The following is a 20,413-nucleotide window of genomic DNA, read 5'->3' on the forward strand; positions in this document are numbered from 1 at the left end:
CCTTACAATGTTATCGATTCATGTGTCGAATCTGTACCGACATTCGTATCTGCATCGTAGCCAGTAAAATCCTCAAGATCATCAGACAGTAAGATTCCTCCGATGATCCCCCTCCGTATCATCCATTCCCAGCTCACCGCCCAGAGAGAGATATTCAGACTACCGGTAGAGGCGCTATAGAGATTTTTCGCATTAATATTTTTTCCTCCGCCTATACTCCAATCTGCATCAAGAGCTTCTAATGCTGGCAGCAGAGTAGATAAAACCTTGAGGGTATCATCAAAAAGTTTGTCTTGTGTGCTGGCTCTGACAATAATAAACGTGGAGAAGTTCAGGACACCATTGTCCCAATCAATATCCATCAAACTGCTCAGTATAGCCGGTGCCTTGACTGCTATGCGCTTCAGTTCTTCCAGGTCAAAGACACCGGGATGGGCCTCGACCTTCAGTTTTTTGTTATCCTGGAAAAGATTCTTTAGAGTATTTACCGCGGTATCTCGAATATCTGCGAATGTTACAAAGCTCATGATGCGGCCTCGATGATCCTCTGTTCTATAAAGTCTTCCAGAATGCCAAGCAAATCGGTTTCATCCTGGGGCCCAATGCCTACGAACTGCCGGGCCGAAGTTTTATTCTCGTATCCGAAATTTTGCCGGGCAGCATAGATCTTTGTTGCTCCCGCCAGAACGTTCCAGCTTCCAACCTGGGATTCGATAGTATCTCGTAGTTCGCCTGAAACAACCAATTGAGGACGGGCATATGGAAACTTTTCTGCAAGATACGACTGGTATCGCTCATTTAACGCTTTCCATGGTGTTCCATCGGGTGCTTTTTTGGTTTCAAATCGCTCCACTGTTTGAGCTTCAAGTTCCGTTCCCAAGGCCATTAACAGAGCGCGCCGATTTCCTCCGTCAAGGTTCAGGCTCGACAATCGGTCTGCAAGTTTTTCAATATCCCTAACATCGAAAGATACGGCAGCGGCAGCCATCAGATGAGCTCTCCTTTTTTCCAATAGCGAGTATCGGGGATGTTCTCTTCCTCCGATGGCTCGACAATACTGGCATCCTGATAATCAGGGCCAGCAAGGCCGCCTTGATGTTCTCGGTCAATAGTTTCCAAAAGCTTCAGATTGCTTTTATAGTGTTCCCGTTCATCCTCGCTTGATGATACGGTATCATGGAGACGGTACAGAGCCAAATCGACACAGATCCCATATAGGGTGTCAGCAAACTGGGCGGGAAGCGGCAATGTAACTTCTCCAGTCTCCTCGTCAAGGAGCCAGGGGAGGTGGGTCACAATAATACCGGTAGCCTCACGTAAGGCCAGATCGATCCTCGCTTCTGCCAGTGTTTCTCCGTCACTGGAAAACGGAAGGGAATCGGGAGGAATGCGACTTCCAAGCTCTTCCACGCTCAGTATGGGGATCACTTCTTTTTCACCTCAACCCAGATATCTTTTTTCAGTTTCTCATACTGATCTTGTGTGACCTGTTCTTCCCTGGCTTTTTTCCTGAGAACAAGGCCTGCCCGACGATAGGTTTCATTCTTTGTCTTGTGACTGACCACGATGGTGATCAATTCGTTAGCCACATTTGCACCCTCTGCCGCAGAATTTTTCTCCTCTATTTTCGCAGTATTGGCATCCTTTCCCTGTTCAGTATTCTCAGTGTCACCTTTTGAAGCTGCTGCGGTAGTCTTCTCCTCACTATCTTTGTTTTTTGCCATGGTATCTCCTTTTGTCATCGATACCGCGGGCTCATCACCCGCGGATCAATGCAATATGATTTTTTCTTTACTCCATCCAGGGAGAAACAACCAGCTCGGTCGTATGGTAGTTAATATTTGATTCACCGCCTGTCAGGTTCTCTTTCTCTACAACCTCCCGGCCTGCGGATTCCAGAGATGATCCTACGACAAGATGTGTTGGGACAATTCCCAATTTGTCACCACCGTCACGCTTAAAGGCCTTCATTTTTGCCACGGCAGCCTTGTAGTTCTCAGCATTCAGGGTTTCCTTGCTGGCTACCGCCTGTTGCCAGAATCCATAGCCGAAGTTGCCACGGTAACGAATACCGTAAAGGTATTCATCGTTCATAAATACATGATCGTTTTTTGTGTCGGTTATGGATTCCATTTCAGGAGCAATGCGTTCCTGCAGGATGAAGGGCTTCAGGACTCCGGATAGATTAACAAGAAACCACGGTGTCCCGGTTGCTGCCACATCTCCCTGAATATTCGATACCGATTCTGCCGTTCCGGTACCGTCGGTATTGGGATATACCGGATGCTCGGCATCGAAAAAAGGTTGGCCGTCGTAACACAATCCTTCGAAGCCACCAGAAAGCAATGCAAAAACTTTCCTATTGCAGAACGAAACAAACTCATCTGCATAGGACTGAGAAAGGGTCCTGTAGATGCCGAGGTTATCATCCTCAATATCGGCCCGGTCAATGCCTAAGGTCGCCTCGTACTTCTTATTAAACAGTTCATAGGCCATTTCTTTCATATCTTTAATGACCCGTTCGCCAACCCATTCGATCATTTGAGGGAATTTGCCAAGCCAACCGTAGGTGTTACTCGAAGAGTTTGACTGAATGATTGTCACCAGCGTTTTGTAAAGTGCCTGAGTTTTCAACCCAGTGAGACGACTCTGAAATTCGCCGCGCACCATCGTGCGCAACGAAGAGAGAGTTTCGTTTGTTATAATCATTTAGCAGCCTCCTTGATTTTCTTCCACTCCTCTGGCGAGTAACCTGCCGACTTTGAGACAGATACCTCTTCGGCATTTAGCGCTGTTTCCCCTTCAGGTGGGGTGTCATCAGGCACCTGCGGGGCTTTGGAGATAATTGCCGGAGTTTTTTCCATAATCCTGGTAAAGGAATCAAGGCCAGATTGAGTGGAACACAGGGCAAGATATTCCTTTTTACTTGCCGGGGATATCTTTCTGTCGGCAATAGCCTTGTCTACGGCTGCCGTGGCTTTTTCTTTTTGCTGAAAATCCTCAATATCCTTCAACCGCTTTTCAGCATTGAGTGCTCGCTGTTCCATCTGGTTGAGGTCTGCCCGCGGAGCATACTTGGTAAGATCAACTCCTTGAGCTGTCGCGTTGCCGTTTGCCTGTGCATTGTTGGCTGTCTTTAAGACAGAGATCGTCTGCACAGCATCCTGTTCCGTTGCCGTCTCAGCGAGGCCAAGTGCGGCAAGAATTTCTTTCATACTTTTCTCCTCCCGCCCGGTTGGCGGCATTTCGGAATTAAGCGCCTCAAGACGCAAATTGGGTACATTGGTAAGAGCTGCACGTATTATTTTTGTAATCTGACCGTTTTCGTCATACTCAAAAACAGGAGAGATATAGCGATAAAGAAGACCTTCAACTGAACTGCGGCCCCATGAATTCCATTCAACGTCAGCCCAGGTTTCTCCTAATGCATTGACTGATAGGCTGAAAAACCACCCCATGGCCGGGGCTTCTTCTCCTTTTGGCGCTTTATAATCTGTAGCATGGTTAACATCGATTACCAGACGTGGCAGATCTGCATTTGATGCGGTAACGACAGCTTCTGGATTTGGATTGGTCCACCGCCGTCCATCTCTGCCTTTTATCTCATTACCGGCAGGTAAGAGCTGGATACGCTGGGGAGCTTTGCCTTGTTCAATGTTTAGTGCAAAAAAAAGACTGCCGTGCTTCATACAGGCAGTCTATTCACATGGCAGTTGCCAGTCCTTTAACAACGGTTATTAAAATTCAAACAACTTTTGAGTGCGTTCTTCGGCAGCATAATGGTAGAGCCGATACACTTGCGTGTAGGATATTCTATACTCCCGACAGAGTTCACGCATAGATTCCATGGTCCCATCATAGCGTTCATATATTTCATTGGCAATATCGTCCCGAAAGGCCCTTGCCTCCATCGGGATGTACAGCTGTGATCCTCCAAAAAATGTCGTCAATGATTCCATGATTTTATCAGCATCGCTATCTCCTATTGCATCCGCCAAGACTCCGCGAATTTCCTTTGCCGTTTCGGCTTCAGGTGATTTTGGCATGGACAAAAGCTGACCTCCATACCATTTACACAATAGTCGTATAGCCTCTACTGCAATCGATCTGTCAAGTACTGATCCGGAACAAAGGTCAATCATTTCTGCGACTAAGCTGTATTCTGATTCGAAACTCATGAATATCTCCTTTTTACTTTATTAGGATCAATACCAACATCCCGGCACATCTTTCGCAATGCCAAGATCACCTTTTGAGCGGAATATCGATCCAAAAAATCTGGAGAACTAATCCCTGTCAGCCGCATAGTAAACGAGCAAAGAGCCTTTTCTGTTTTAATTCTGGCAACCTCTTGCCATAAATCACGGATATAGGTACGAGCCGATTCTGACGCCATACCTGATTGGTTCTTTTTAGGGCGGATCGTAAAGCCGCTTTGTTTCATTGCTGATAAGACCCGTTCCAAGTCATTCAAAGACATTTCGGTGCACGATTGTTTTCCGGTAATTCTGTATAAAGAGCTTCGGTATTCCTTCTCTGGCACCCCCATTTCTGACTTGCCAATATGAATAAGTTGAATAAGCCGTGATCGCTTGCTTTGTTGTTCTACCGCCGACATGATAAACCCCCTCAAAGGCCCAGGGCTGTACAGCCCTGGGCTTATATTGCTATTCATCGACAAACAACCCGGCCCGCCTCTTTTGCGCCGCTGTCAGCGGATACCGGGACATTTCTTTTTCCATAGAGAATGAGGCAAAAGTTTCTACTGATCCAAGCTTCTTTTGTTCAACATAGCATCGCAGTTCTTCATAGTTGTTAACTGGGACCAGTAATAGGTTTTTCTTTTCAGACGGTTTTCCGTTAATCGTTAAGAAACGGACCAAACCGGCTACGCGAGCGAAACCCATTTCCTTTGCCTTTTCCGACAACTGCTCATACTCTCTATCCTCGACCGTTATGGTTATTTTCCTCCCCATGTCTCTCTCCTTTACAGACTGTTCACCACATCGGCATCAACTAACCGTACACCCATTTCAGCGGCCAGGTTCATTGCCTTGCGGCTCCAGTTATTGACAAGCAAGGGGTATGCTACAGAGTAGGTGATTTTGTTTCTTGTCTGGCGCCTGAGCTTTGCGGCAAGAGCTTCACAGGCATCGTCACTGATAATGGTAGATCGCTCTTTTCCAAGTCTTCTAAATTTCACATCCAGGTACTTCCTGACTTCATCTCCTCCGCCAAGCGGCGTAAGCTCAAGAATCTCCATACGGCGTATCAATTCCCGAGCCTCCCAGTTTTTTGACTCATCCAGCTTTCCTTTCATTTCCACCTGGCCGATCAGGATAATGGACAGGAGCTTTTTAAATCCATCTTCAAGTTCCCAGAACCGTTTCAGGTATTTCAGCGTGCTAATGGTCAGGTCATGTGCCTCTTCAATCATAAGCACATGGCTCCAGCCGGCACGCGAGGAATTGGTAAGTATCTTTTCGATCTGTCGTGCCTTTGCTTCAAGGCTGCGCCTTGGGCGTTCCGTTGAGCAGTCAGCAATAACCGCATCACAAATCAGACTTGCATTCAGCCGCCCCTTGTCAATAATTCTTGGGGTGATGATACGGACTTTCTGCCCGTCCGCCTGCATACGGTCGATTGCCAGACGACGTATTGTTGTTTTCCCACTTCCTGATTCGCCGATTAGGGCCACCATACCGCCGACCTTTGCCGTCTGGTAGAGGTATTCAGTTGCAAATGCTGCTGTATCTGTCAGGTATACATCTTCAGCCGATGTGATATCGTCAACAAACGGATCTCGGAACAATCCAAACATTTTCCGTGCTTCCTGGTTTAACATTGCTATACTCCTTTAGACGGAGAGGGCAGTATCCTCCCCACCTTCTTCATAGTCATGAGCGATATCGTCGATCAATGATGCAGGTACCCCATCAGGGTAATCCCGCTTTATTGCTGGGACGAAACCTTCGGGTACATAGCCCAGGCGGGCCTTGATCCGTTTTGCTGTCTCAATGGGGGAAAGGTAAATGTCCTGGGATGTTACAACATCAGCCATACCCACAGGCACCTGTACGCCAATTTTTCTTTTTGGTGCAATGTCTGTCCGCGGTTTGATAAAACTGTGTGCGACAAACCCTTGTTTTTCCGGTGCGATCTCATCCAGGATTTTTGCGTGCTGTTCAATTTCCGTTTCCGGTAAACGCTTGTATTCCTTGCCTATCACCGGAGCAGATAAGTCGAAGCCAACCTCATCGGTCTCGATGGGGTCGACTTCAAAGGTCAATATCTCCCCTTTGCTTTTGTAAGAGATAAGCAGGCTGCTACCACCGCCAACCAGTACTGGCTGTACATTTACGTCCTGCCCGATGATAAGACCTGGACAGGATTGCAAGCTATATTGTTGGCTATATTTCTTTGATGGATGGGCATAGCTCATGCTCATACCACCAGCGACCTTGCGCGTCTCCACTCCTGTGGTTAACAAAAGTCGGCAAATTTCAGGATCAGGTAACTCCCTCAGTTGCTTTTCTTTGATCCTCTGCCAGATAGATAATCGTGAGCCTATCTTCCTATTCATTCTGGTCAGGCGGCAATCCTGGCCATCTATCATGTCTGCATTCCATGCCGTGCACCATCGTTCTGCTGCATCGTTCAATTCATCCAGACTATGGACTTCTTCCAGGCGTAGCCGACTTTCGAACTGTGTTTCAACAATATCGTTTGCCTTTTCGACCTGGCCTTTTGCCCGTGGATTCCCCGGAAGGTGCGGCTTTGTATCAACCTTCAGACTTTTCAATGCCTGTGTAATGGCCCTGCTTTTGTTTGCACTTCCTGGGTCCCATATCAAAAGGTCTGGTAACCCATGGAAGGCATAGATGGGATCAGGCTTTGGCGCCCAGGCGTACAAAAGGAAATCCCACAAGACTGCAGCACTCTCGCCAGCAGTGGCGTAATACCGGACGCAGATAGAACTGGAATAATGGTCTGTCAGCACATACCGCCAGCACTTTAATTTTTCCCGCCCCTCCAAAAAGGGTTTATTTTTGTACACTTCATCATCGCGCAGGAGATGTTGCTGACCGGGAGTAAAATAGATCAATGCCAGAGACGGATCACATTCGTGCACCTGGTTTGGATACTCTGTTCTTTGACGCTGATAGGGAGCGGCCTGACTCATTGATGCTATATCCAGTTTCGCTTTACGCAATGCACGGCGAATAGTCGAATCACTCACAGGGATATCATAGCCATTCTGCTGTAGAATAGTGCGTGCAACATTGGCATGCATTGTTTTCTTCCCATTCTTCCTTACACCGCTTTTTAGCATGGCTGCAATCAACGAGACGGTATCCTGGTTTATGGCAGAGCTTCCGGCATCCCGGCGTTTTTTCCGCCCAGAATCCCATCCTGCTGCCTCCAACGTTCGGTAAGCAGTGGGCAGGCTCAGGCCATGGAGGCGGGCGAACTCTTTAACAAGGTTTGATCTCTGGCTCGCAGTATCGGCATGGCACAATTCATCAATCCATTCGCTATACATGTGTTACTCCCTTCCAGGCTTCCAGAGTGGACGGATGTTCTGCACTTCATCTTCGAGAGTTTCGTAGAAGTCAAGCAGCTGCCCAAGGACCTCCGCTGTCCAGGTCTCCTGCATCCAGGCATCAAGCTGGTCCACCTCGATGCCTTCTATTTCCTGTCCTTCTTTGAGGCGTGCAAGTGCCCGTTCAAGATAGGCAACCGCGGATGCCACTTCCGTTGCAAAAGCCCTTCTGATTGGTTCGAGTTGTCCCTCTGCCAATTCCTTCTTTGTCGGTGGCTCTCTATACCGCAATTTTTGTTCAAGCTCGTTAAGTTTTTCTTCCTTTTGGCGGATGGCACTTTCCTGAGCCGCCCGTTGACGTTTATTTTTCTCGTCGTCTGCCTTAATTTTCTCAATAAGCTCTTTTTTTGTTCTACAATGAAGATCATCTATAGTAATACCTCGAGCCTCTTCCCCGTCATTTAAATCCTGCAACTGATCTTCTGTAAAATCTTCCAAAACACTTAATGGTGTGTATCCTAAATCGGTCAATTTGTCCGATTTGCCATATCGTCGTGCGACATGCATAGCACGTGAAGCAGTCCTATAATTGATTCCTATTTGATCAAGTAGCGGATACCAAGCCCCGTGCTCCTCATGAGATTTAATAAGTATTAGCTGCTTTCCAACTTCAATAAGGGATTCTTGAGCCACCCTCATGAAGAATCTGGCCTTAGCCATACAACTATCGCGGTCGTATATTTCACCATTACCGTATAGCTCATCTGCCTCCTGTGCATTCAATTGCTTTTTCTGAAAATCCGCAGCAATAAGCTCTATACCCTGCACGTCTTTACTAATCTCACCCTTGGGCTTGCGGCCTCTTTTGGATGGTTGTTTTTCCATTACTTCATATTCTGCATTCTCTATTACATCACTCATTACTCTGCATCCTCTCCCGCATGGCAACTCCATAACGACTGTTCCAGAGAGTGTATGGTGTAATATTCAGCCGCCCTTATGGCGGTGGTCATGTTTACTATTGCTTCTTCACGGGTAAGCTTGTAGCTTTCGAGTACTACGTCAAAGTCTTTATCATTCAATTGGACTTTCTTTTTGAGTAGACCCATGCCGCTCTTGAACATCCTGATATTTTCTCGTATTCCAACAGATCGTATTGCTTCTGCTGTTTTTTTATCTAAAGCATTCATATCCATTTTGATAACCTCCCTATTGCATGGCAGAGGCATACCGGGCCTCTTCTTCTGTCAGTCGTAAACGAGCAGTCTGATATGCCTTCATGATCTCGTTGGCTATACCTCCGAATTGTGGAGACAGCCTCCATTCATTAGCGCTGCCTCGTATAATCCATTGCTTCCCCTCAAGGATTGCCATGTCCCTGCAGATATTCGTTTCAGATGTGTTGATCTCAAATGCAAGTTGTTTATTGGTCATCCCGCTGTAGTGTCTCTTCGCCAACAACTTTACAATTTCAATAATCCGTTCCTGACTATTTAACTTTTCCATGCAGGGCAGCCTCCTCAAGGAACAATCCAAATCGTACCAAGAGTCCGCATCGGAGTTTTACTCCGGCATCCTTGATCACTATCGCGCAACGATATAATCGTCCTGTCATAGACCTCTCCTACAGAGCCGCCACGTCAAGTGGCACCTGTGTATATTTGCCCTGACTATTACGCTCATAGATCCTTAAGTATTGCTTGCTGCCTGTAACCTGGATGCTATCAGTTATTGCCCGCATAGCTTCTTCCCAGTCTGGATCATTTATCTGTAAACGACGCAAACCAAGGACTCGAGCCGTGTTGATTTTTCCGGATTTATCTACCTGAAAAGCATCATTGACCAGGACCTTGATCTCATCACGGGACCCTGTACTCCATTTATTAATGCAGGCAGCAATCAGTTCTCTGGCAATCTGTAGCCGCTCATCAAACACAATTTCATCATTCATGGCAATGACGAGCTTGTATTTTCCGTCATAGCTCATCAGGGTAATATTACCTTTTTTCCCTCCATATATTTTCCCATATTTCTCAGCGCTCAAGGAAATGAAGGTAAAAATATCATCACGTATGTGCTGTTTGAATTGCTGTAAGACATCACGCATTTTTAAAGCCCGTGATGCAATTTCTTTTACCGTTTGGTCCCGTAACTTGTCGATTTCCGATACCAAGTCTATAGGGACCTGCCTTCCCTGGGCATCTTCCATATATTCCATTATGCTTGTATCTCCTTTACCTTTTTTTCGTACAAAGCCTGCGCCTCTTTTTCTTGGAAACGCTGAATTCGTTCTTTTACTTGTCTGCATGATTTCTGTTCTACATACCAGCACCTATCATGCTTCCAAAGCAGGACCGTCTCATCCCTACCTGTTTTGTTGATATTCCGATAGCGTTGTACCAGCTGTATGCCATCATCAGATCGTCCAATGCGGGGGGAGGCCGGAACATACATCAAAAAGCTTGCTTTCTGCCTGGCCAAGGTCAGCTGGTTATCAAAGATGAGATCAGACCAACAGGTAAAACCCAGATAATCAGCTATCCGATTCTTGAGCGCTCGATGACCGTCATCGTAGATAGCTTCCAGTAGTTCGAAAGGTGAGACATCAAGAGCATAGGCAAGGTCAAGGGGCTCTATGTGCCGTCGACGGCAGTACCGCCTGATAGGATTATTCATGCCACGTTCCCTTTCCCTCTTGCATCAGCAAGCATTTCTTCAAAGGAGTGATATCCCAGCGTTTTTGCAATGGCCGATTCAATACGTTTTGACCGGCTTTTTCCCGCGGTAACTCTGCCGACGGCTTGCTGAGTTACCCCAAGCCTCTCGCCCATAATCGTTAGGTTTAAGCCTTTCAGACTGAGCTGATACCGAATCCAGCATCCATCCTTTGGAGTACTGAGTAGGCCAGTTTGGAGCGGCTTGCTTTGTACTCGTTTCCGTGCCATACTTATACCATCCTTTTCCCGTATTTTCGGGAGTTGTTTTTTGCTGGCGAATTGTTGCTTCGCCAGCTTTTTTTCGACTGCTACAGTTTTTGCAGAAAGTAGTCGATAAAATGATTATCGTCGATATTTCTTTATTAATCAAGAAATATCGACCAATATTAAGGAGAAATCTTATATTATATGGATTGGATAAGAATAATCGACAAAGCAGAGGAGATAGTACTTAAAAAAGGGTTGCCGAAAGCTGATTTAGCAAAAATTTTAGGAGTTCGTTCGCAATATATTTCAGATCTAAAATCTGGAAAATCAAAAAATCCTGGCTCAGAATTCACCTTAGCGTTAATAAATCAACTTGGTATTAGTCCTTTGTGGATTCAAACGGGCAAAGGAAACGCTACATCCTCAAACGAAGCGAATATCATTATTCCCCTTCTTACACAGCCTGATGAAGTGATTAAAATAAAGCCTGATCCAGATTGGGAAGCTATTGACCATTTTGATGCTGATATCAAAATCACAATACCTGACTGGTTAAAAAGATATGGCCCTAATCTTCGATCAATAGAAGTGCCTGATAATCGTATGGCTCCTCTTTTTTATAGTGGTGATATTGTTATCTATGAATCAACTGGTTGTTATGGGGCAGGTATTCATATAATAAAACTGAATGGCAAGGTTGTTATTCGTCGTTTAGTAAGAGAAGATTCCCAATATATGGCATATTGCGAATTAAGTAAAATAAAACCAGAACCAGTTCAAATCTATGATGTAGTAGGACTTGTTCGTGCTGTTATCCGCAGAGTCTGGGATCAGGAACCAATGATTGTCAAACAAGAAAATCAGTACGTTGAAAATGATAGTCAACCTATACAGAAAAAGGAGATTGGATAATAGACTTCCCGGGATGCAAGGGAGGGGAGAAAATAACTTAAGAGAGGAAAAAATGAAAAAAATGGTTATGGCAGTTTTGTTTTTCTTGTTGGTGGGAACGCTTCTTTCCTCTGATGAACTTAGCGGAAAAACCCTCTATCGAATTGAACATATGGAGGTTTTAAGAGACGGACGGCTATATGGTTTTTTAGTTGGGAAATACACCTTCAATGATGACGGAACATATAAATTAGAAAAAATAATTAATTTTGATGAAAAACCAAAATCTTATACAGTTGTTCAGTATTCTCTTTCGGAAAAGGGGTTTTACACAGAGCTCAATGATGAAGAAAATGCAGTACTTATTAAGATGGATAATAATGCGTATCTATTATCACAACCTGGAGGCGACATCGAATTTGCTATATATGATGATCTAAGTTGGTTAGTCTCTGAAGATATTGCAAGAACAATAGTGCTTGATAATCCTGAACGGCCTACCTATGAGGGGCATTAGCACTTCCGAAGATACCAAATAAAAAAGGAATAAGGCTGAAACTGTGTACAGCCTTATTCCAAGATGGTGCAAGCTCGCGTCCGCTTGCGGGACATCCAGGCATCGTATGGCTACGTCATTGCCATAACAGTATCAAAGACATTCCCGAAAGCTTGCTAACAATGGTTAAAAGCGTTATCTTAAAAGAAAGCAGGCGCTGATCAGAGGTGTAACGGTATGACTGGTAACGGTTATATGTCTGGTTGACAGCGACCTGCTATTTTATTTTTTGCAATGCGCTGATTCTGCTGTACTCATCAATACCAATTTTATAGGCGCTTCTGAGCGATGCAGCTGTTAGAACAGTTCCGTGAGAACTTTTTCTATATTGGGCTTGGACGGCAATCTTTACAAAGTGTTCAGCATCCTGTTCATAGACGTATAACAGAGATTTACCGTCTGGGTCAAAATAGACAGAGGCATCCAATAGATAATCAATAATTCTTGACCATTCCAGATTACTTAATGCATCGGCCGCTTTTGCATGTCTGGCCCCCTTGGGCCCATTAATAAGACCGGCACGCATATTAATAATAGAGGTTTCTCCTACGTTAATATTTTTATGTTGCTTCATCCACTTTGCTATTGTCCTATCAATAAACCCAACCGGTGACAGATAATCACCTTTAATGGAACCGGCGGCGGCCCGTGAAACAAAACTATTATGGGCCTCCTGAAAGACGGTATTGTGCACCAGTGACCGGGCTATTTCCTCAAATTGTGCAGGGAATTTCTGTGATCCTTTTTTCAGAGCCTCTTCAAATACCGGTGCAACGCGGCCGGTCAATCCTTGATTCCAGTTGAATCCTGGAGTAATCCCTTTGGGGATGTGTTCGATAATTCCCTTCCGCTCATTGTAATACTGTTTAGATACGGTTTTCGGAGCCGTGGTTTTTACCGGCAGAGTGCCTCCCCCGGTACCGTCCGCCCGTGGCGGAATCGTTATCCCTTCGCGTTCATACCGTTCTTTACGGGCTTTTGAAACCGCCGTGATATAACACTTACAGCCATATCCGTTAGGCGGTAAATGGCTATTCCACCACGGATCGTCCTTCGGAAGAATCAATCCTTCCCAGGCCTCATGCTGTTCCCGATGGGTATGGCTTGGTCCCAGCCGATACATTAGATATGGGTGTGCGGGGCTGTCCATGGCCCTGTCGTAGGTTCCCTTTTGGTATGCACTCCGGAGGTTTGTGCTGTATATGGTACGTAACCGACGGTCACTCCCAAGCTGGGCATGTACCTCCCGTCCTGTTACGGGGTCTGTCATTGTTTTTTTGCCCCACCAGCCTTTTCCCTGCAGAGTCGGAGCCAGATTCTTTTTGAACGAATCAAAGGTTTCTCCGTTCTTGATCGCCTGTTCCACTGCGCCCTTTATATCCGCCAAGACATCCGTCTGCATGGCTTTTGCTACGGTAAAAGCTGTGGCATGTTCTTCATTCCAGACATCCTTGTAGCTAAATGCCGGGGTAAGGTTTTTGCGTTTTATGTAATCAAGAGCCTGCTTTGGCACCATGTTCGGGGAACTCATCCATCATCCTCACCATCAAATTCAGAATCTCCGGTGGCGCGGGAGTTAAAAAATGCGATGGCCATCAATTCAGCAATTTTGTCCGGTTTCCATTCGGTCACCAGTTTTTCCAGTTCTATCCGAAAGCTTTTAAAGTCGGTTGCTTTATTCGATGCCTCCTCTATGATGGAGGCTATTTCATCGGATATTTCGATAAAATCACTTTTAGTAGCTTCATCAACAAGTTCTTCTTCTGTGGCCGAGGCCTTGCTCATTGCAACGCTCTGGGTATTTAACGCAGTCCTATGGTCCCGCGGCCATGCCGAATTCAAACCTCCGGGAGAAAGCAATGTAGATTGAGACTCAAGAACTTCATCATTTTCGTCAGGAACGGACAAGCTCAATAGGCTGAGCATTTCATCTTTTTTTACCCGTAGTCCCAAGGGTACAAGCTTGTTTACTGAATTAACAATGAGCTCAACATTCTTTTCTTCAACGTATTTGAGTCTGAGACGCGGATAGACTTCCTGATCTCCAAAATTTAATTTTACATACGGGATTACCAGGTCGCGGTTCAGAGTTTGTTCCAGCTGAGCAGCATCAGCCCTGAGAATATCCTGACGCACCTCTTCCTGGGATGTTTCATTTCCCAGTTTTCCTGGCGTTCCTTCCGTGCTTGCTGTCTGGCCGAGTACTAACTTGGAAAACTGTTTATCCACCCACTCGGCGTATTTCTCGTACACATCTGCATTGGTCCCTGTATTCTTTGCTTCGACGATATCAATAAGCATCGATTCAGGGATAACCGCACCTACGTCCGTTCCGATAGAGGCAACGGCCCGCCGCAGAGTTTTGATATCTTCTTTCGTCGCTTTCTTCCCGTATTTCCCCAGCCTTACAGGATAGCCGAAACGGTCAACAAAGGCTGCCCAGCTCGTTACATCATAGTGTTTAATCAACCAATAAAACAAAGCGGAAAAGGAGAGCCCACCGGTAATCTGTTTTCCGGCAAGCAGGTTCGGTTCATGGATAATGAAATGATATGGTTTCAGTTCAATCAGATCAGATCCATAGGCTCCTCTGAGTTTTAATATGCCCGTTTCCCTCTCATATGCAAACCAGCGGGGATCACGAAATCGGAACTCTGCGGGTTTCCATACTGAACCACTGGTATCCCACATAGTTTCGTTGGCAGAAAATCCCTTTCCCAAGGCATCGAGAGCGTTTTTCTTTAGATCCATAATATCAGGGTGTTTTTGTATATCCCTGGTAACAGCCTCGGCAATTTTTAGCTCCTGATCAGCATCTCCTGCCGGTTCCACATATAAGGGTAATCCCTCAACCGCATGTTTTCGTGTGGATAAGACAGATCGATAATGTAAGTCCCGTTCCTCAAGCTCTTGCGCCAATTCCAAATATTCGGCTGGACAGTCACCATTCCTGACAGCATTAAGAATCGAACCAAGGCGATCAGGAGTAAGGCCCGCTACAAGGCCACCACTCCAGATCGATCGATTAGAATTATGTATAACATAGGCCTGTTCGGTCCTTAGATCTTTTTCACTTGGCTTTTTCAATCGGTTGATCAATCGTCCCATGGATCTCGCACCCCCGTTCGGAAAATATTCTCTGCCGGTACTGCATCATAATCGTATGGTTGATATCCACCGTCTTCGTCCTCTAAGAGGGCAAAGGTGACCATCACTTTTGCAATAGCTCCATCCCCATGGCGTCGTTCTCTCGGTCCGCCGGTACGATCAAGTACTCGGGGAATTCCGGCCTTTAATCCAACGACCCGGAAATCATCCCGAATAAAGCCATCGCCAGGGATTGTGGTAATTCCATCTTCCATACGGCTTTTCAGTTTCGGGAAGTTTTCCCCATACCATGATTGGGTCAGCATGACCTGGTGAACAAATCCTGGCCATTCCTGTTCTGCTTTTTCTGCTATCATTTGACCATTACCACGGGCATCGAATGCCCCACCGGAAAAGTTTGGAAGATTCTCCATGACCATTTTGATAGTTTGCCATTGTTGATCAAAACAAACATTTCGTAATTCAATAACACAAAATGTAAGCTGCTTATCATTCGGCAAAAGCTCATCAAGGAAGATACAGGTCAGGTCTCCGGAACGGGCAAAGTCCTCTCCCAGGTATACCGGGCCGGTATGAGCCAGCAAGATATCCCGTACCTCTTTTTTGAACCATTTATCAAATTCTCTGATTCGCTTCTCTTTAGGCAGGAAGGTAAAGCTGGCATCACAGACTTTCCTTAAAATCGGAATGGTCGGATCTTCAACCGATTCCAAGAGACTGGTTGGGAAATACCTGGTTCCCGCTTTTACCGGTATACAAAAAAGTTCTTCTTCGGCAGCATCCCCGTAGTCGACGATCAGTTTCTCTCTCCAGTCAGCCTCTATTGCCGGTGTCCATTCCCGTCCTTTTACCAGGCATATCCGTCTATACAGGCCCTCGGCCAGGGCATCATCCAGCGTTGTTTTATATAAACTGTAGGATTTTTTCCCTTCTCGTATTTCCTTAATGAGTTCATTGAAAGGGTTGTCGTCTCCGTTATGCGTAGAGAGGATTCTCACACATCCACCCCACATTAAAAGGGCAAGGGCCGCCTTGAGCAGTTCCGACAAATCGTCGACAAAGGCCGCCTCATCGAGAATTACCCGGCCCTGTTTTGACCTCAGAGATCGGGGTACGGATGGCAGACACCAAACCTCGAAGCCGGAATCAAACCGCACCCGGTAAACGGTAATATCTTTATCCTCATCTTTCAGGACGACCTCTTCTACTTCGGATGCGGCAGCATTTAAATGCCGTGCCCAAAACGCACAGTCCTGGGCAAATTGCTGAGTCATTTCCTTGGAATAGGAAAGATAGTAAGAGCTTTGGCCTCCCGCCTCTTTGCTCTTTGCCGCATCCATAGCCGATGCCAAGGCCTCAACATAAGACGCTCCGATTCGTCTGCTTTTCTCCCAGACTTTTACTTCGGATTCGTCTTCTATCCATCTTTTTTGATAGGGCAGAAGAATATCTTCGGTCATATCATAGCCCTAAAATTTCGCGTTTAATCAGGTCCACCGTGGCGGGGGTAAGGCCTTTGGCCTTTGCTGTTTTATCAACAACTTCAGCGGCTTCGGCAAGAGTACGGTTTCTGATTTCCGATTCTCTTTCGGCATTCAATTTTTCAGCCGTTTCCAAATCCTTGAGCCCTCTGGAAACTTTGAATATGATATCGGTAACCAGTTCCGGTGCGATTTCTCCTTCTTCCTTGAGATCATCAATCTCAGATATCAAGTCAAAGGCGGCAAGACGGATCTGCTCGTTTACGACTTTTCCAAGTTTGTTCCTGCCCTCGGCACCAAATTTTTCGATATAGGCATCGGCCACTTCCTTAGCCTGGCGGTTCTTTTCCGCAAATCGTTTCATTCTCTTGGCATAACGATTTACCGAACTTTTAGATACCAGACTCTCTCCTGCTTCATCGTTTATGGCATCGACAATTTCCGTCTGTGTTACCGCTGGATCAGCGAGCATCTCCTGCAACTTGGTTCTCAGATGCGCTGGCAATCGGTCAATAGCGCTTTTTTGTCCCATCATTCCTCCAGTGGAGGATCAATCCCCTCTGCCCGAATAAATCCCTCAGCGACATCAAGCCCTGGCCGTGCAATGGTAACGATTACCAAAGGAGTGGCTCCCATCCTTTTGGTTTTGACATATCCTCTTTGTTCCAGCCAGTTAATCTGTTCGTTTACCTCTGATATGCCTACAGCATGACCATATTCTTTCAGCAACCGCTGTAGCATTTCATTGGATAGATTATGGCCAGCATCATTCTTCAAACCCTGCAATATGAGCATCCGCTGATTCGGTGTAAAAATGGTTTCCATCTTTTCTCCTACTTCCCCGGCGTATTGCTGATAAACCAATTCTGTATTGACTGTAAAATCGGTTTTATTCCCTTGAGTTCACCTCCGAACTCACCCATTCTTCGCTGCATTTCGCTAAGTAAAGTATTCTCCAAATAATCAACACGTTTCTCTAACTTTCGATGGTCTTCGATACGTGCTTCCTTCTCAACAAGGATCAACTCAGATATTGATTGCCTAAAGGTTGCATCCTTTTCTTCTTGCTTCTTTTTCCAATAAGTGAAAACAGTAAATGATAATCCGGAGACGGATAAAAAGGTCCCAATTGCAGCAAGTACAAATTTTGCGATATCCATTCCCCCTCCTACTTTCTGCAAAGTACCATGTCAGGAGAATGAACTAATTAAACAGTGGTTATTATGTCTTGATCTCTGTATGTGGGATACTCGTTTTAGGAGGGTATGCCATGATAATACGGAAAGAACAATATGAGAAGGGGCGAAGATGAACAAAATTATGAACCTCGCCCCTGAAGATTATTACACACAGAGAAACAATCCATTTGTCTATGGAGATAATCCTCGTATTGACGGCGAAAAAGACTATCTGTTGAAAGCAAATGCACAGTGCATGCCTACAGCGTACGTAATGTTTCTCATCGGTAATAAAATCCCATATACAAATCTGACGCGACTTCCAGACGATGCCTATTTTTCGTCTTTACTCATAACCAAAGCCGCATGGGAATTTGCCGCAAAAAAATATTCCTGGTCAATCAACCGAAAAGATAAGAAAGGAAACATTCTGCCGGACATTCCGCCTAATGAAATTCATGGCATGTATGGATCATACCTTAGCAAGATTGTCTGTGGTCGTCGAGTATCTGATTTTATGACTGATCTCACATTCGATGACTATGTCGATCGAATTGATACAGGGCAAGTAATCATGACTTCCGGATCGTTTCCAGGAATTGATGGGCACGCCTTCGATGCCGTCGGACGAGTAAAACGAGATTCTGCCATATCATTGAAGCTCGCAGATCCATGGGGCGATTTCAAGACAGGATATAAAAACCATTCTGGATACAACGTGTCTATGACACAAGAAAACTTTCTCCGCCATGTAAAACCGGTCGGAAAACTATATAAATGGGGGCATATCGTATTATGAAAATTAAGACGGAACAGATGTTGTGGGTCGCTATTGCATTTATCGCTATGTGTGGATTCATATTATTCGTTGAGTCTGGATCAGTCTTGACGGCTGTTTCCCTTGGATTTGTATTCATCATCGGATCATTTCTCGGAGTTGATCTGGTAAAAATGATCAAAGATACATCGTCCCTTCCTGACGGTAAATACCAAGATATAAGAAAAAGCCGGTACATTTTGGCACTTATTTTTTTCGCTTTACTTTGTATAGAGGCTTTTATCATTTCAAAGGTATATGATCGCAATCTTGATGGTGTCTATGGTTCCATCGGTGTTGGATTTATGATCGTCGTCTCACTTTTTGTATCTGGAATCGAAGCTAATAAGATCGCAACAACAAAAGGTTGACATAGGTGTGGCAACTAAAAAAATTAACGGCATTTTTGGTATTAGTATCCTTTTCTGTTTCTGCATTTGCGGATGGGGATTATATTACCATACCGCTCGAAACCTGGATGCAAATCGTGAGAATCTCAGGAAACAACGAGCTACTATTAGCCGACTTGAATCAAACAACACAGAACTTGAGCGAATCAACAGAGAACGAAGCTCAGATATTACCAAACTTGGTGGAAACATCGAACAGCTTAACAAATACATCGAAGAACTTGAGCGAATCAACAGAGAACGAAACGCTAATATTGAACGACTCAACGGACTCGTTAAAAATTATGAAAGAAACCAACGAAAACTCGCTGAAATCGTCCAACAAGTCAATACTGCGAACAGTCTTAACCAGGACAGGTAGTATCCTTTTGGCGTTCTTCGCTGGTTATAGCCTTGGTTGCTTACGTAAATGATCAATGAGCAGGTAAGGGCGCTACCAACACCCTTACCAATTCGCGTTTTAACCCAACGCAAATTACAACCGAAGCTGCTACTCCATACTTTTATCGGCAGCTTCATATGAGGAGTAAAGCGTTGAATAGTCCTATTGCTTATGTCGGTGGTAAAAGCAAACTGGCAGATACAATCATCAATTTTATCCCGGAACACCAAACCTACATCGAAGTTTTTGCAGGAGGTGCTTGGATCTTTTTCCGAAAAAAGTATTCGAACGGAGAAGTACTTAACGATAAAGATGGAGATCTCATATCGCTCTATCGAGTGATTCAGAACCACCTTGAAGAGTTTCTTCGGCAATTTAAGTGGTTACTTACCAGCCGGGAAGTATTCGATAATTACAAAGGCCAGATGGAAAAATCAGGATTGACTGATATCCAGCGAGCTGCAAGATATTACTACCTGCAACGTCTATGTTTTGGCGGTAGAGTTCTTAATCGTTCCTTTGGTGTTGATTCCTCCGGCGGCAACAGGATCAACCTATTGCGAATGGAAGAAGAATTATCTGCAGTGCATCTTCGATTGAGTAACGTAATCATTGAGAATCTGTCATGGGAAGATCTTATAATCAGGTATGATAAAGCTGAAAATTTCTTTTATCTTGACCCGCCTTACTTTTCGGCACCCTGTTATAAGTACAATTTTTCCAGTATCGATGACTATAAGGCGATGTCAGATATTTTGAGCAACATCCAGGCTAAATTCATTCTTAGTATTAATGACCACCCACAAATCCGGCATGTCTTTAAAGGATTTCATATGAAAGAAGTTGAAGTCCCCTATTCATTAGCCAAAACCGATTCGCTTATTGGTAAGGAACTATTAGTATCCAATTTTAAACTAAAAGAAGGCCAAGGATACCTTTTTGAGTAAACTGGAGAAGGGAAAAGAATGAGTGCATATACCAGATGCATATGTGGCAGAAAAAGAGGCGACCATAATGATCTTGTTGTTAGAATGAGACACTGTAATCGATCAGCATTTAATGGGTATCGGCTAACAATTTCAAAGTATTCTCAGGTTATTTGTACGAGAAAAGGATGTCCAGG

General features: G+C 45.0%; 30 protein-coding genes. 6 read left to right on the forward strand and 24 right to left on the reverse strand.

The window, feature by feature from the left end; genetic code table 11:
- Positions 1-2: 2 nt before the first annotated feature.
- From F459_RS22640 to F459_RS0120005, 18 genes are all read right to left on the reverse strand, one after another.
- Entirely contained in the window at positions 3-527 is a 525-nt protein-coding gene (locus F459_RS22640) for a hypothetical protein (protein ID WP_020613105.1), read from the reverse strand.
- On the reverse strand, positions 524-988 hold the full coding sequence (locus F459_RS23345; protein ID WP_020613106.1) for a phage virion morphogenesis protein: 465 nt from the start codon (positions 986-988) through the stop codon (positions 524-526). Before F459_RS23345 ends, F459_RS22640 begins: the two co-directional genes overlap by 4 nt.
- Positions 988-1,428, reverse strand: coding sequence for a phage protein Gp36 family protein (locus tag F459_RS0119935; RefSeq protein ID WP_020613107.1), 441 nt, complete (start codon positions 1,426-1,428; stop codon positions 988-990). Before F459_RS0119935 ends, F459_RS23345 begins: the two co-directional genes overlap by 1 nt.
- Positions 1,425-1,724, reverse strand: a complete 300-nt coding sequence (locus F459_RS0119940; RefSeq protein WP_020613108.1) for a hypothetical protein — start codon at positions 1,722-1,724, stop codon at positions 1,425-1,427. The genes F459_RS0119935 and F459_RS0119940 overlap by 4 nt, the downstream gene beginning before the upstream one ends.
- Positions 1,725-1,791: 67 nt before the next feature.
- Positions 1,792-2,709, reverse strand: a complete 918-nt coding sequence (locus F459_RS0119945; protein ID WP_020613109.1) for a Mu-like prophage major head subunit gpT family protein — start codon at positions 2,707-2,709, stop codon at positions 1,792-1,794.
- Positions 2,706-3,689, reverse strand: a complete 984-nt coding sequence (locus F459_RS0119950; protein ID WP_020613110.1) for a phage protease — start codon at positions 3,687-3,689, stop codon at positions 2,706-2,708. The genes F459_RS0119945 and F459_RS0119950 overlap by 4 nt, the downstream gene beginning before the upstream one ends.
- Positions 3,690-3,737: 48 nt before the next feature.
- The gene (locus F459_RS0119955) at positions 3,738-4,178 is read right to left on the reverse strand and encodes a Mor transcription activator family protein (RefSeq protein ID WP_020613111.1); all 441 of its coding nucleotides are present in this window, start codon (positions 4,176-4,178) and stop codon (positions 3,738-3,740) included.
- Complete coding sequence (locus F459_RS22650; RefSeq protein ID WP_070415628.1) at positions 4,175-4,618, reverse strand: regulatory protein GemA; 444 nt, start codon at positions 4,616-4,618, stop codon at positions 4,175-4,177. The genes F459_RS0119955 and F459_RS22650 overlap by 4 nt, the downstream gene beginning before the upstream one ends.
- Positions 4,619-4,667: 49 nt before the next feature.
- Positions 4,668-4,976 (reverse strand): hypothetical protein, encoded by a 309-nt coding sequence (locus tag F459_RS0119965; protein ID WP_020613113.1) that lies wholly within the window; start codon positions 4,974-4,976, stop codon positions 4,668-4,670.
- A gap of 11 nt (positions 4,977-4,987) precedes the next feature.
- Positions 4,988-5,821, reverse strand: a complete 834-nt coding sequence (locus F459_RS0119970) for an ExeA family protein (RefSeq protein WP_245540171.1) — start codon at positions 5,819-5,821, stop codon at positions 4,988-4,990.
- Between the two features lie 36 nt (positions 5,822-5,857).
- Entirely contained in the window at positions 5,858-7,543 is a 1,686-nt protein-coding gene (locus F459_RS0119975) for a DDE-type integrase/transposase/recombinase (RefSeq protein WP_020613115.1), read from the reverse strand.
- Between the two features lie 3 nt (positions 7,544-7,546).
- A complete protein-coding gene (locus F459_RS0119980; protein WP_020613116.1) occupies positions 7,547-8,464 on the reverse strand; it encodes a hypothetical protein in 918 nt (305 codons plus the stop codon).
- Positions 8,464-8,739 (reverse strand): hypothetical protein, encoded by a 276-nt coding sequence (locus F459_RS0119985; RefSeq protein WP_020613117.1) that lies wholly within the window; start codon positions 8,737-8,739, stop codon positions 8,464-8,466. Before F459_RS0119985 ends, F459_RS0119980 begins: the two co-directional genes overlap by 1 nt.
- A 13-nt stretch (positions 8,740-8,752) precedes the next feature.
- Entirely contained in the window at positions 8,753-9,049 is a 297-nt protein-coding gene (locus F459_RS0119990) for a hypothetical protein (RefSeq protein WP_020613118.1), read from the reverse strand.
- Positions 9,033-9,158 (reverse strand): hypothetical protein, encoded by a 126-nt coding sequence (locus tag F459_RS24590; RefSeq protein ID WP_281167844.1) that lies wholly within the window; start codon positions 9,156-9,158, stop codon positions 9,033-9,035. Before F459_RS24590 ends, F459_RS0119990 begins: the two co-directional genes overlap by 17 nt.
- 9 nt (positions 9,159-9,167) lie before the next feature.
- Positions 9,168-9,761 carry a DUF3164 family protein gene (locus F459_RS0119995; RefSeq protein ID WP_020613119.1) on the reverse strand — a complete coding sequence of 198 codons (594 nt, stop codon included), beginning with the start codon at positions 9,759-9,761 and terminating at the stop codon, positions 9,168-9,170.
- Positions 9,761-10,219 (reverse strand): hypothetical protein, encoded by a 459-nt coding sequence (locus F459_RS0120000; RefSeq protein WP_020613120.1) that lies wholly within the window; start codon positions 10,217-10,219, stop codon positions 9,761-9,763. Before F459_RS0120000 ends, F459_RS0119995 begins: the two co-directional genes overlap by 1 nt.
- Positions 10,216-10,488 carry a hypothetical protein gene (locus F459_RS0120005; RefSeq protein WP_020613121.1) on the reverse strand — a complete coding sequence of 91 codons (273 nt, stop codon included), beginning with the start codon at positions 10,486-10,488 and terminating at the stop codon, positions 10,216-10,218. Before F459_RS0120005 ends, F459_RS0120000 begins: the two co-directional genes overlap by 4 nt.
- A gap of 180 nt (positions 10,489-10,668) precedes the next feature.
- Here F459_RS0120005 and F459_RS0120010 point away from each other — a divergent pair, with 180 nt between their 5' ends.
- Together F459_RS0120010 and F459_RS0120015 are read left to right on the forward strand one after the other, a co-directional pair.
- Positions 10,669-11,379: an XRE family transcriptional regulator gene (locus F459_RS0120010; RefSeq protein ID WP_020613122.1), complete on the forward strand. Its 711-nt coding sequence runs from the start codon at positions 10,669-10,671 to the stop codon at positions 11,377-11,379.
- Positions 11,372-11,875, forward strand: a complete 504-nt coding sequence (locus F459_RS0120015; RefSeq protein WP_154651685.1) for a hypothetical protein — start codon at positions 11,372-11,374, stop codon at positions 11,873-11,875. The genes F459_RS0120010 and F459_RS0120015 overlap by 8 nt, the downstream gene beginning before the upstream one ends.
- Before the next feature lie 256 nt (positions 11,876-12,131).
- On the opposite strand, the gene F459_RS0120020 is transcribed toward F459_RS0120015, so the two are convergent.
- From F459_RS0120020 to F459_RS0120045, 6 genes are read right to left on the reverse strand one after another with little or no spacing between them, the layout of a single operon-like run.
- Positions 12,132-13,445: a phage head morphogenesis protein gene (locus F459_RS0120020; RefSeq protein ID WP_020613124.1), complete on the reverse strand. Its 1,314-nt coding sequence runs from the start codon at positions 13,443-13,445 to the stop codon at positions 12,132-12,134.
- Positions 13,442-15,022 (reverse strand): DUF935 domain-containing protein, encoded by a 1,581-nt coding sequence (locus tag F459_RS0120025; RefSeq protein ID WP_020613125.1) that lies wholly within the window; start codon positions 15,020-15,022, stop codon positions 13,442-13,444. The genes F459_RS0120020 and F459_RS0120025 overlap by 4 nt, the downstream gene beginning before the upstream one ends.
- Entirely contained in the window at positions 15,010-16,482 is a 1,473-nt protein-coding gene (locus F459_RS0120030; protein ID WP_020613126.1) for a terminase large subunit domain-containing protein, read from the reverse strand. Before F459_RS0120030 ends, F459_RS0120025 begins: the two co-directional genes overlap by 13 nt.
- 1 nt (position 16,483) lies before the next feature.
- A complete protein-coding gene (locus F459_RS0120035) occupies positions 16,484-17,035 on the reverse strand; it encodes a DUF3486 family protein (RefSeq protein WP_020613127.1) in 552 nt (183 codons plus the stop codon).
- Entirely contained in the window at positions 17,035-17,328 is a 294-nt protein-coding gene (locus tag F459_RS0120040; protein ID WP_020613128.1) for a VpaChn25_0724 family phage protein, read from the reverse strand. The genes F459_RS0120035 and F459_RS0120040 overlap by 1 nt, the downstream gene beginning before the upstream one ends.
- A gap of 8 nt (positions 17,329-17,336) precedes the next feature.
- On the reverse strand, positions 17,337-17,663 hold the full coding sequence (locus tag F459_RS0120045; RefSeq protein ID WP_020613129.1) for a hypothetical protein: 327 nt from the start codon (positions 17,661-17,663) through the stop codon (positions 17,337-17,339).
- Positions 17,664-17,811: 148 nt separating this feature from the next.
- On the opposite strand from F459_RS0120045, the gene F459_RS0120050 reads away from it, so the two are divergent.
- From F459_RS0120050 to F459_RS22655, 4 genes are all read left to right on the forward strand, one after another.
- Positions 17,812-18,480: a hypothetical protein gene (locus tag F459_RS0120050; RefSeq protein ID WP_020613130.1), complete on the forward strand. Its 669-nt coding sequence runs from the start codon at positions 17,812-17,814 to the stop codon at positions 18,478-18,480.
- Entirely contained in the window at positions 18,477-18,869 is a 393-nt protein-coding gene (locus F459_RS0120055) for a hypothetical protein (RefSeq protein WP_020613131.1), read from the forward strand. Before F459_RS0120050 ends, F459_RS0120055 begins: the two co-directional genes overlap by 4 nt.
- Positions 18,870-18,876: 7 nt before the next feature.
- Complete coding sequence (locus F459_RS0120060; protein ID WP_020613132.1) at positions 18,877-19,269, forward strand: hypothetical protein; 393 nt, start codon at positions 18,877-18,879, stop codon at positions 19,267-19,269.
- Positions 19,270-19,442: 173 nt separating this feature from the next.
- The gene (locus F459_RS22655) at positions 19,443-20,237 is read left to right on the forward strand and encodes a DNA adenine methylase (RefSeq protein WP_020613133.1); all 795 of its coding nucleotides are present in this window, start codon (positions 19,443-19,445) and stop codon (positions 20,235-20,237) included.
- The last annotated feature ends 176 nt before the right edge of the window (positions 20,238-20,413 follow it).

It is taken from the genome of Sediminispirochaeta bajacaliforniensis DSM 16054, assembly GCF_000378205.1.
GTDB classification, from domain to species: domain Bacteria; phylum Spirochaetota; class Spirochaetia; order DSM-16054; family Sediminispirochaetaceae; genus Sediminispirochaeta; species Sediminispirochaeta bajacaliforniensis.

Coding starts and splice junctions, on each gene's coding strand:
- F459_RS0119950 (WP_020613110.1), bottom strand. CDS start 3,689: ATGAAGCACGGCAGTCTTTTTTTTGCACTAAACATTGAACAAGGCAAA.
- F459_RS0120055 (WP_020613131.1), top strand. CDS start 18,477: ATGAAAATTAAGACGGAACAGATGTTGTGGGTCGCTATTGCATTTATC.
- F459_RS0119970 (WP_245540171.1), bottom strand. CDS start 5,821: ATGTTTGGATTGTTCCGAGATCCGTTTGTTGACGATATCACATCGGCT.
- F459_RS0119940 (WP_020613108.1), bottom strand. CDS start 1,724: ATGGCAAAAAACAAAGATAGTGAGGAGAAGACTACCGCAGCAGCTTCA.
- F459_RS0120035 (WP_020613127.1), bottom strand. CDS start 17,035: ATGGGACAAAAAAGCGCTATTGACCGATTGCCAGCGCATCTGAGAACC.
- F459_RS0120005 (WP_020613121.1), bottom strand. CDS start 10,488: ATGGCACGGAAACGAGTACAAAGCAAGCCGCTCCAAACTGGCCTACTC.
- F459_RS22650 (WP_070415628.1), bottom strand. CDS start 4,618: ATGTCGGCGGTAGAACAACAAAGCAAGCGATCACGGCTTATTCAACTT.
- F459_RS0120000 (WP_020613120.1), bottom strand. CDS start 10,219: ATGAATAATCCTATCAGGCGGTACTGCCGTCGACGGCACATAGAGCCC.
- F459_RS0119980 (WP_020613116.1), bottom strand. CDS start 8,464: ATGAGTGATGTAATAGAGAATGCAGAATATGAAGTAATGGAAAAACAA.
- F459_RS24590 (WP_281167844.1), bottom strand. CDS start 9,158: ATGACAGGACGATTATATCGTTGCGCGATAGTGATCAAGGATGCCGGA.
- F459_RS0119990 (WP_020613118.1), bottom strand. CDS start 9,049: ATGGAAAAGTTAAATAGTCAGGAACGGATTATTGAAATTGTAAAGTTG.
- F459_RS0120045 (WP_020613129.1), bottom strand. CDS start 17,663: ATGGATATCGCAAAATTTGTACTTGCTGCAATTGGGACCTTTTTATCC.
- F459_RS0119965 (WP_020613113.1), bottom strand. CDS start 4,976: ATGGGGAGGAAAATAACCATAACGGTCGAGGATAGAGAGTATGAGCAG.
- F459_RS0120030 (WP_020613126.1), bottom strand. CDS start 16,482: ATGACCGAAGATATTCTTCTGCCCTATCAAAAAAGATGGATAGAAGAC.
- F459_RS0119975 (WP_020613115.1), bottom strand. CDS start 7,543: ATGTATAGCGAATGGATTGATGAATTGTGCCATGCCGATACTGCGAGC.
- F459_RS0119945 (WP_020613109.1), bottom strand. CDS start 2,709: ATGATTATAACAAACGAAACTCTCTCTTCGTTGCGCACGATGGTGCGC.
- F459_RS0120050 (WP_020613130.1), top strand. CDS start 17,812: ATGAACAAAATTATGAACCTCGCCCCTGAAGATTATTACACACAGAGA.
- F459_RS0119995 (WP_020613119.1), bottom strand. CDS start 9,761: ATGGAATATATGGAAGATGCCCAGGGAAGGCAGGTCCCTATAGACTTG.
- F459_RS0120025 (WP_020613125.1), bottom strand. CDS start 15,022: ATGGGACGATTGATCAACCGATTGAAAAAGCCAAGTGAAAAAGATCTA.
- F459_RS0120040 (WP_020613128.1), bottom strand. CDS start 17,328: ATGGAAACCATTTTTACACCGAATCAGCGGATGCTCATATTGCAGGGT.
- F459_RS0120010 (WP_020613122.1), top strand. CDS start 10,669: ATGGATTGGATAAGAATAATCGACAAAGCAGAGGAGATAGTACTTAAA.
- F459_RS0119985 (WP_020613117.1), bottom strand. CDS start 8,739: ATGGATATGAATGCTTTAGATAAAAAAACAGCAGAAGCAATACGATCT.
- F459_RS0120020 (WP_020613124.1), bottom strand. CDS start 13,445: ATGAGTTCCCCGAACATGGTGCCAAAGCAGGCTCTTGATTACATAAAA.
- F459_RS0119955 (WP_020613111.1), bottom strand. CDS start 4,178: ATGAGTTTCGAATCAGAATACAGCTTAGTCGCAGAAATGATTGACCTT.
- F459_RS22640 (WP_020613105.1), bottom strand. CDS start 527: ATGAGCTTTGTAACATTCGCAGATATTCGAGATACCGCGGTAAATACT.
- F459_RS23345 (WP_020613106.1), bottom strand. CDS start 988: ATGGCTGCCGCTGCCGTATCTTTCGATGTTAGGGATATTGAAAAACTT.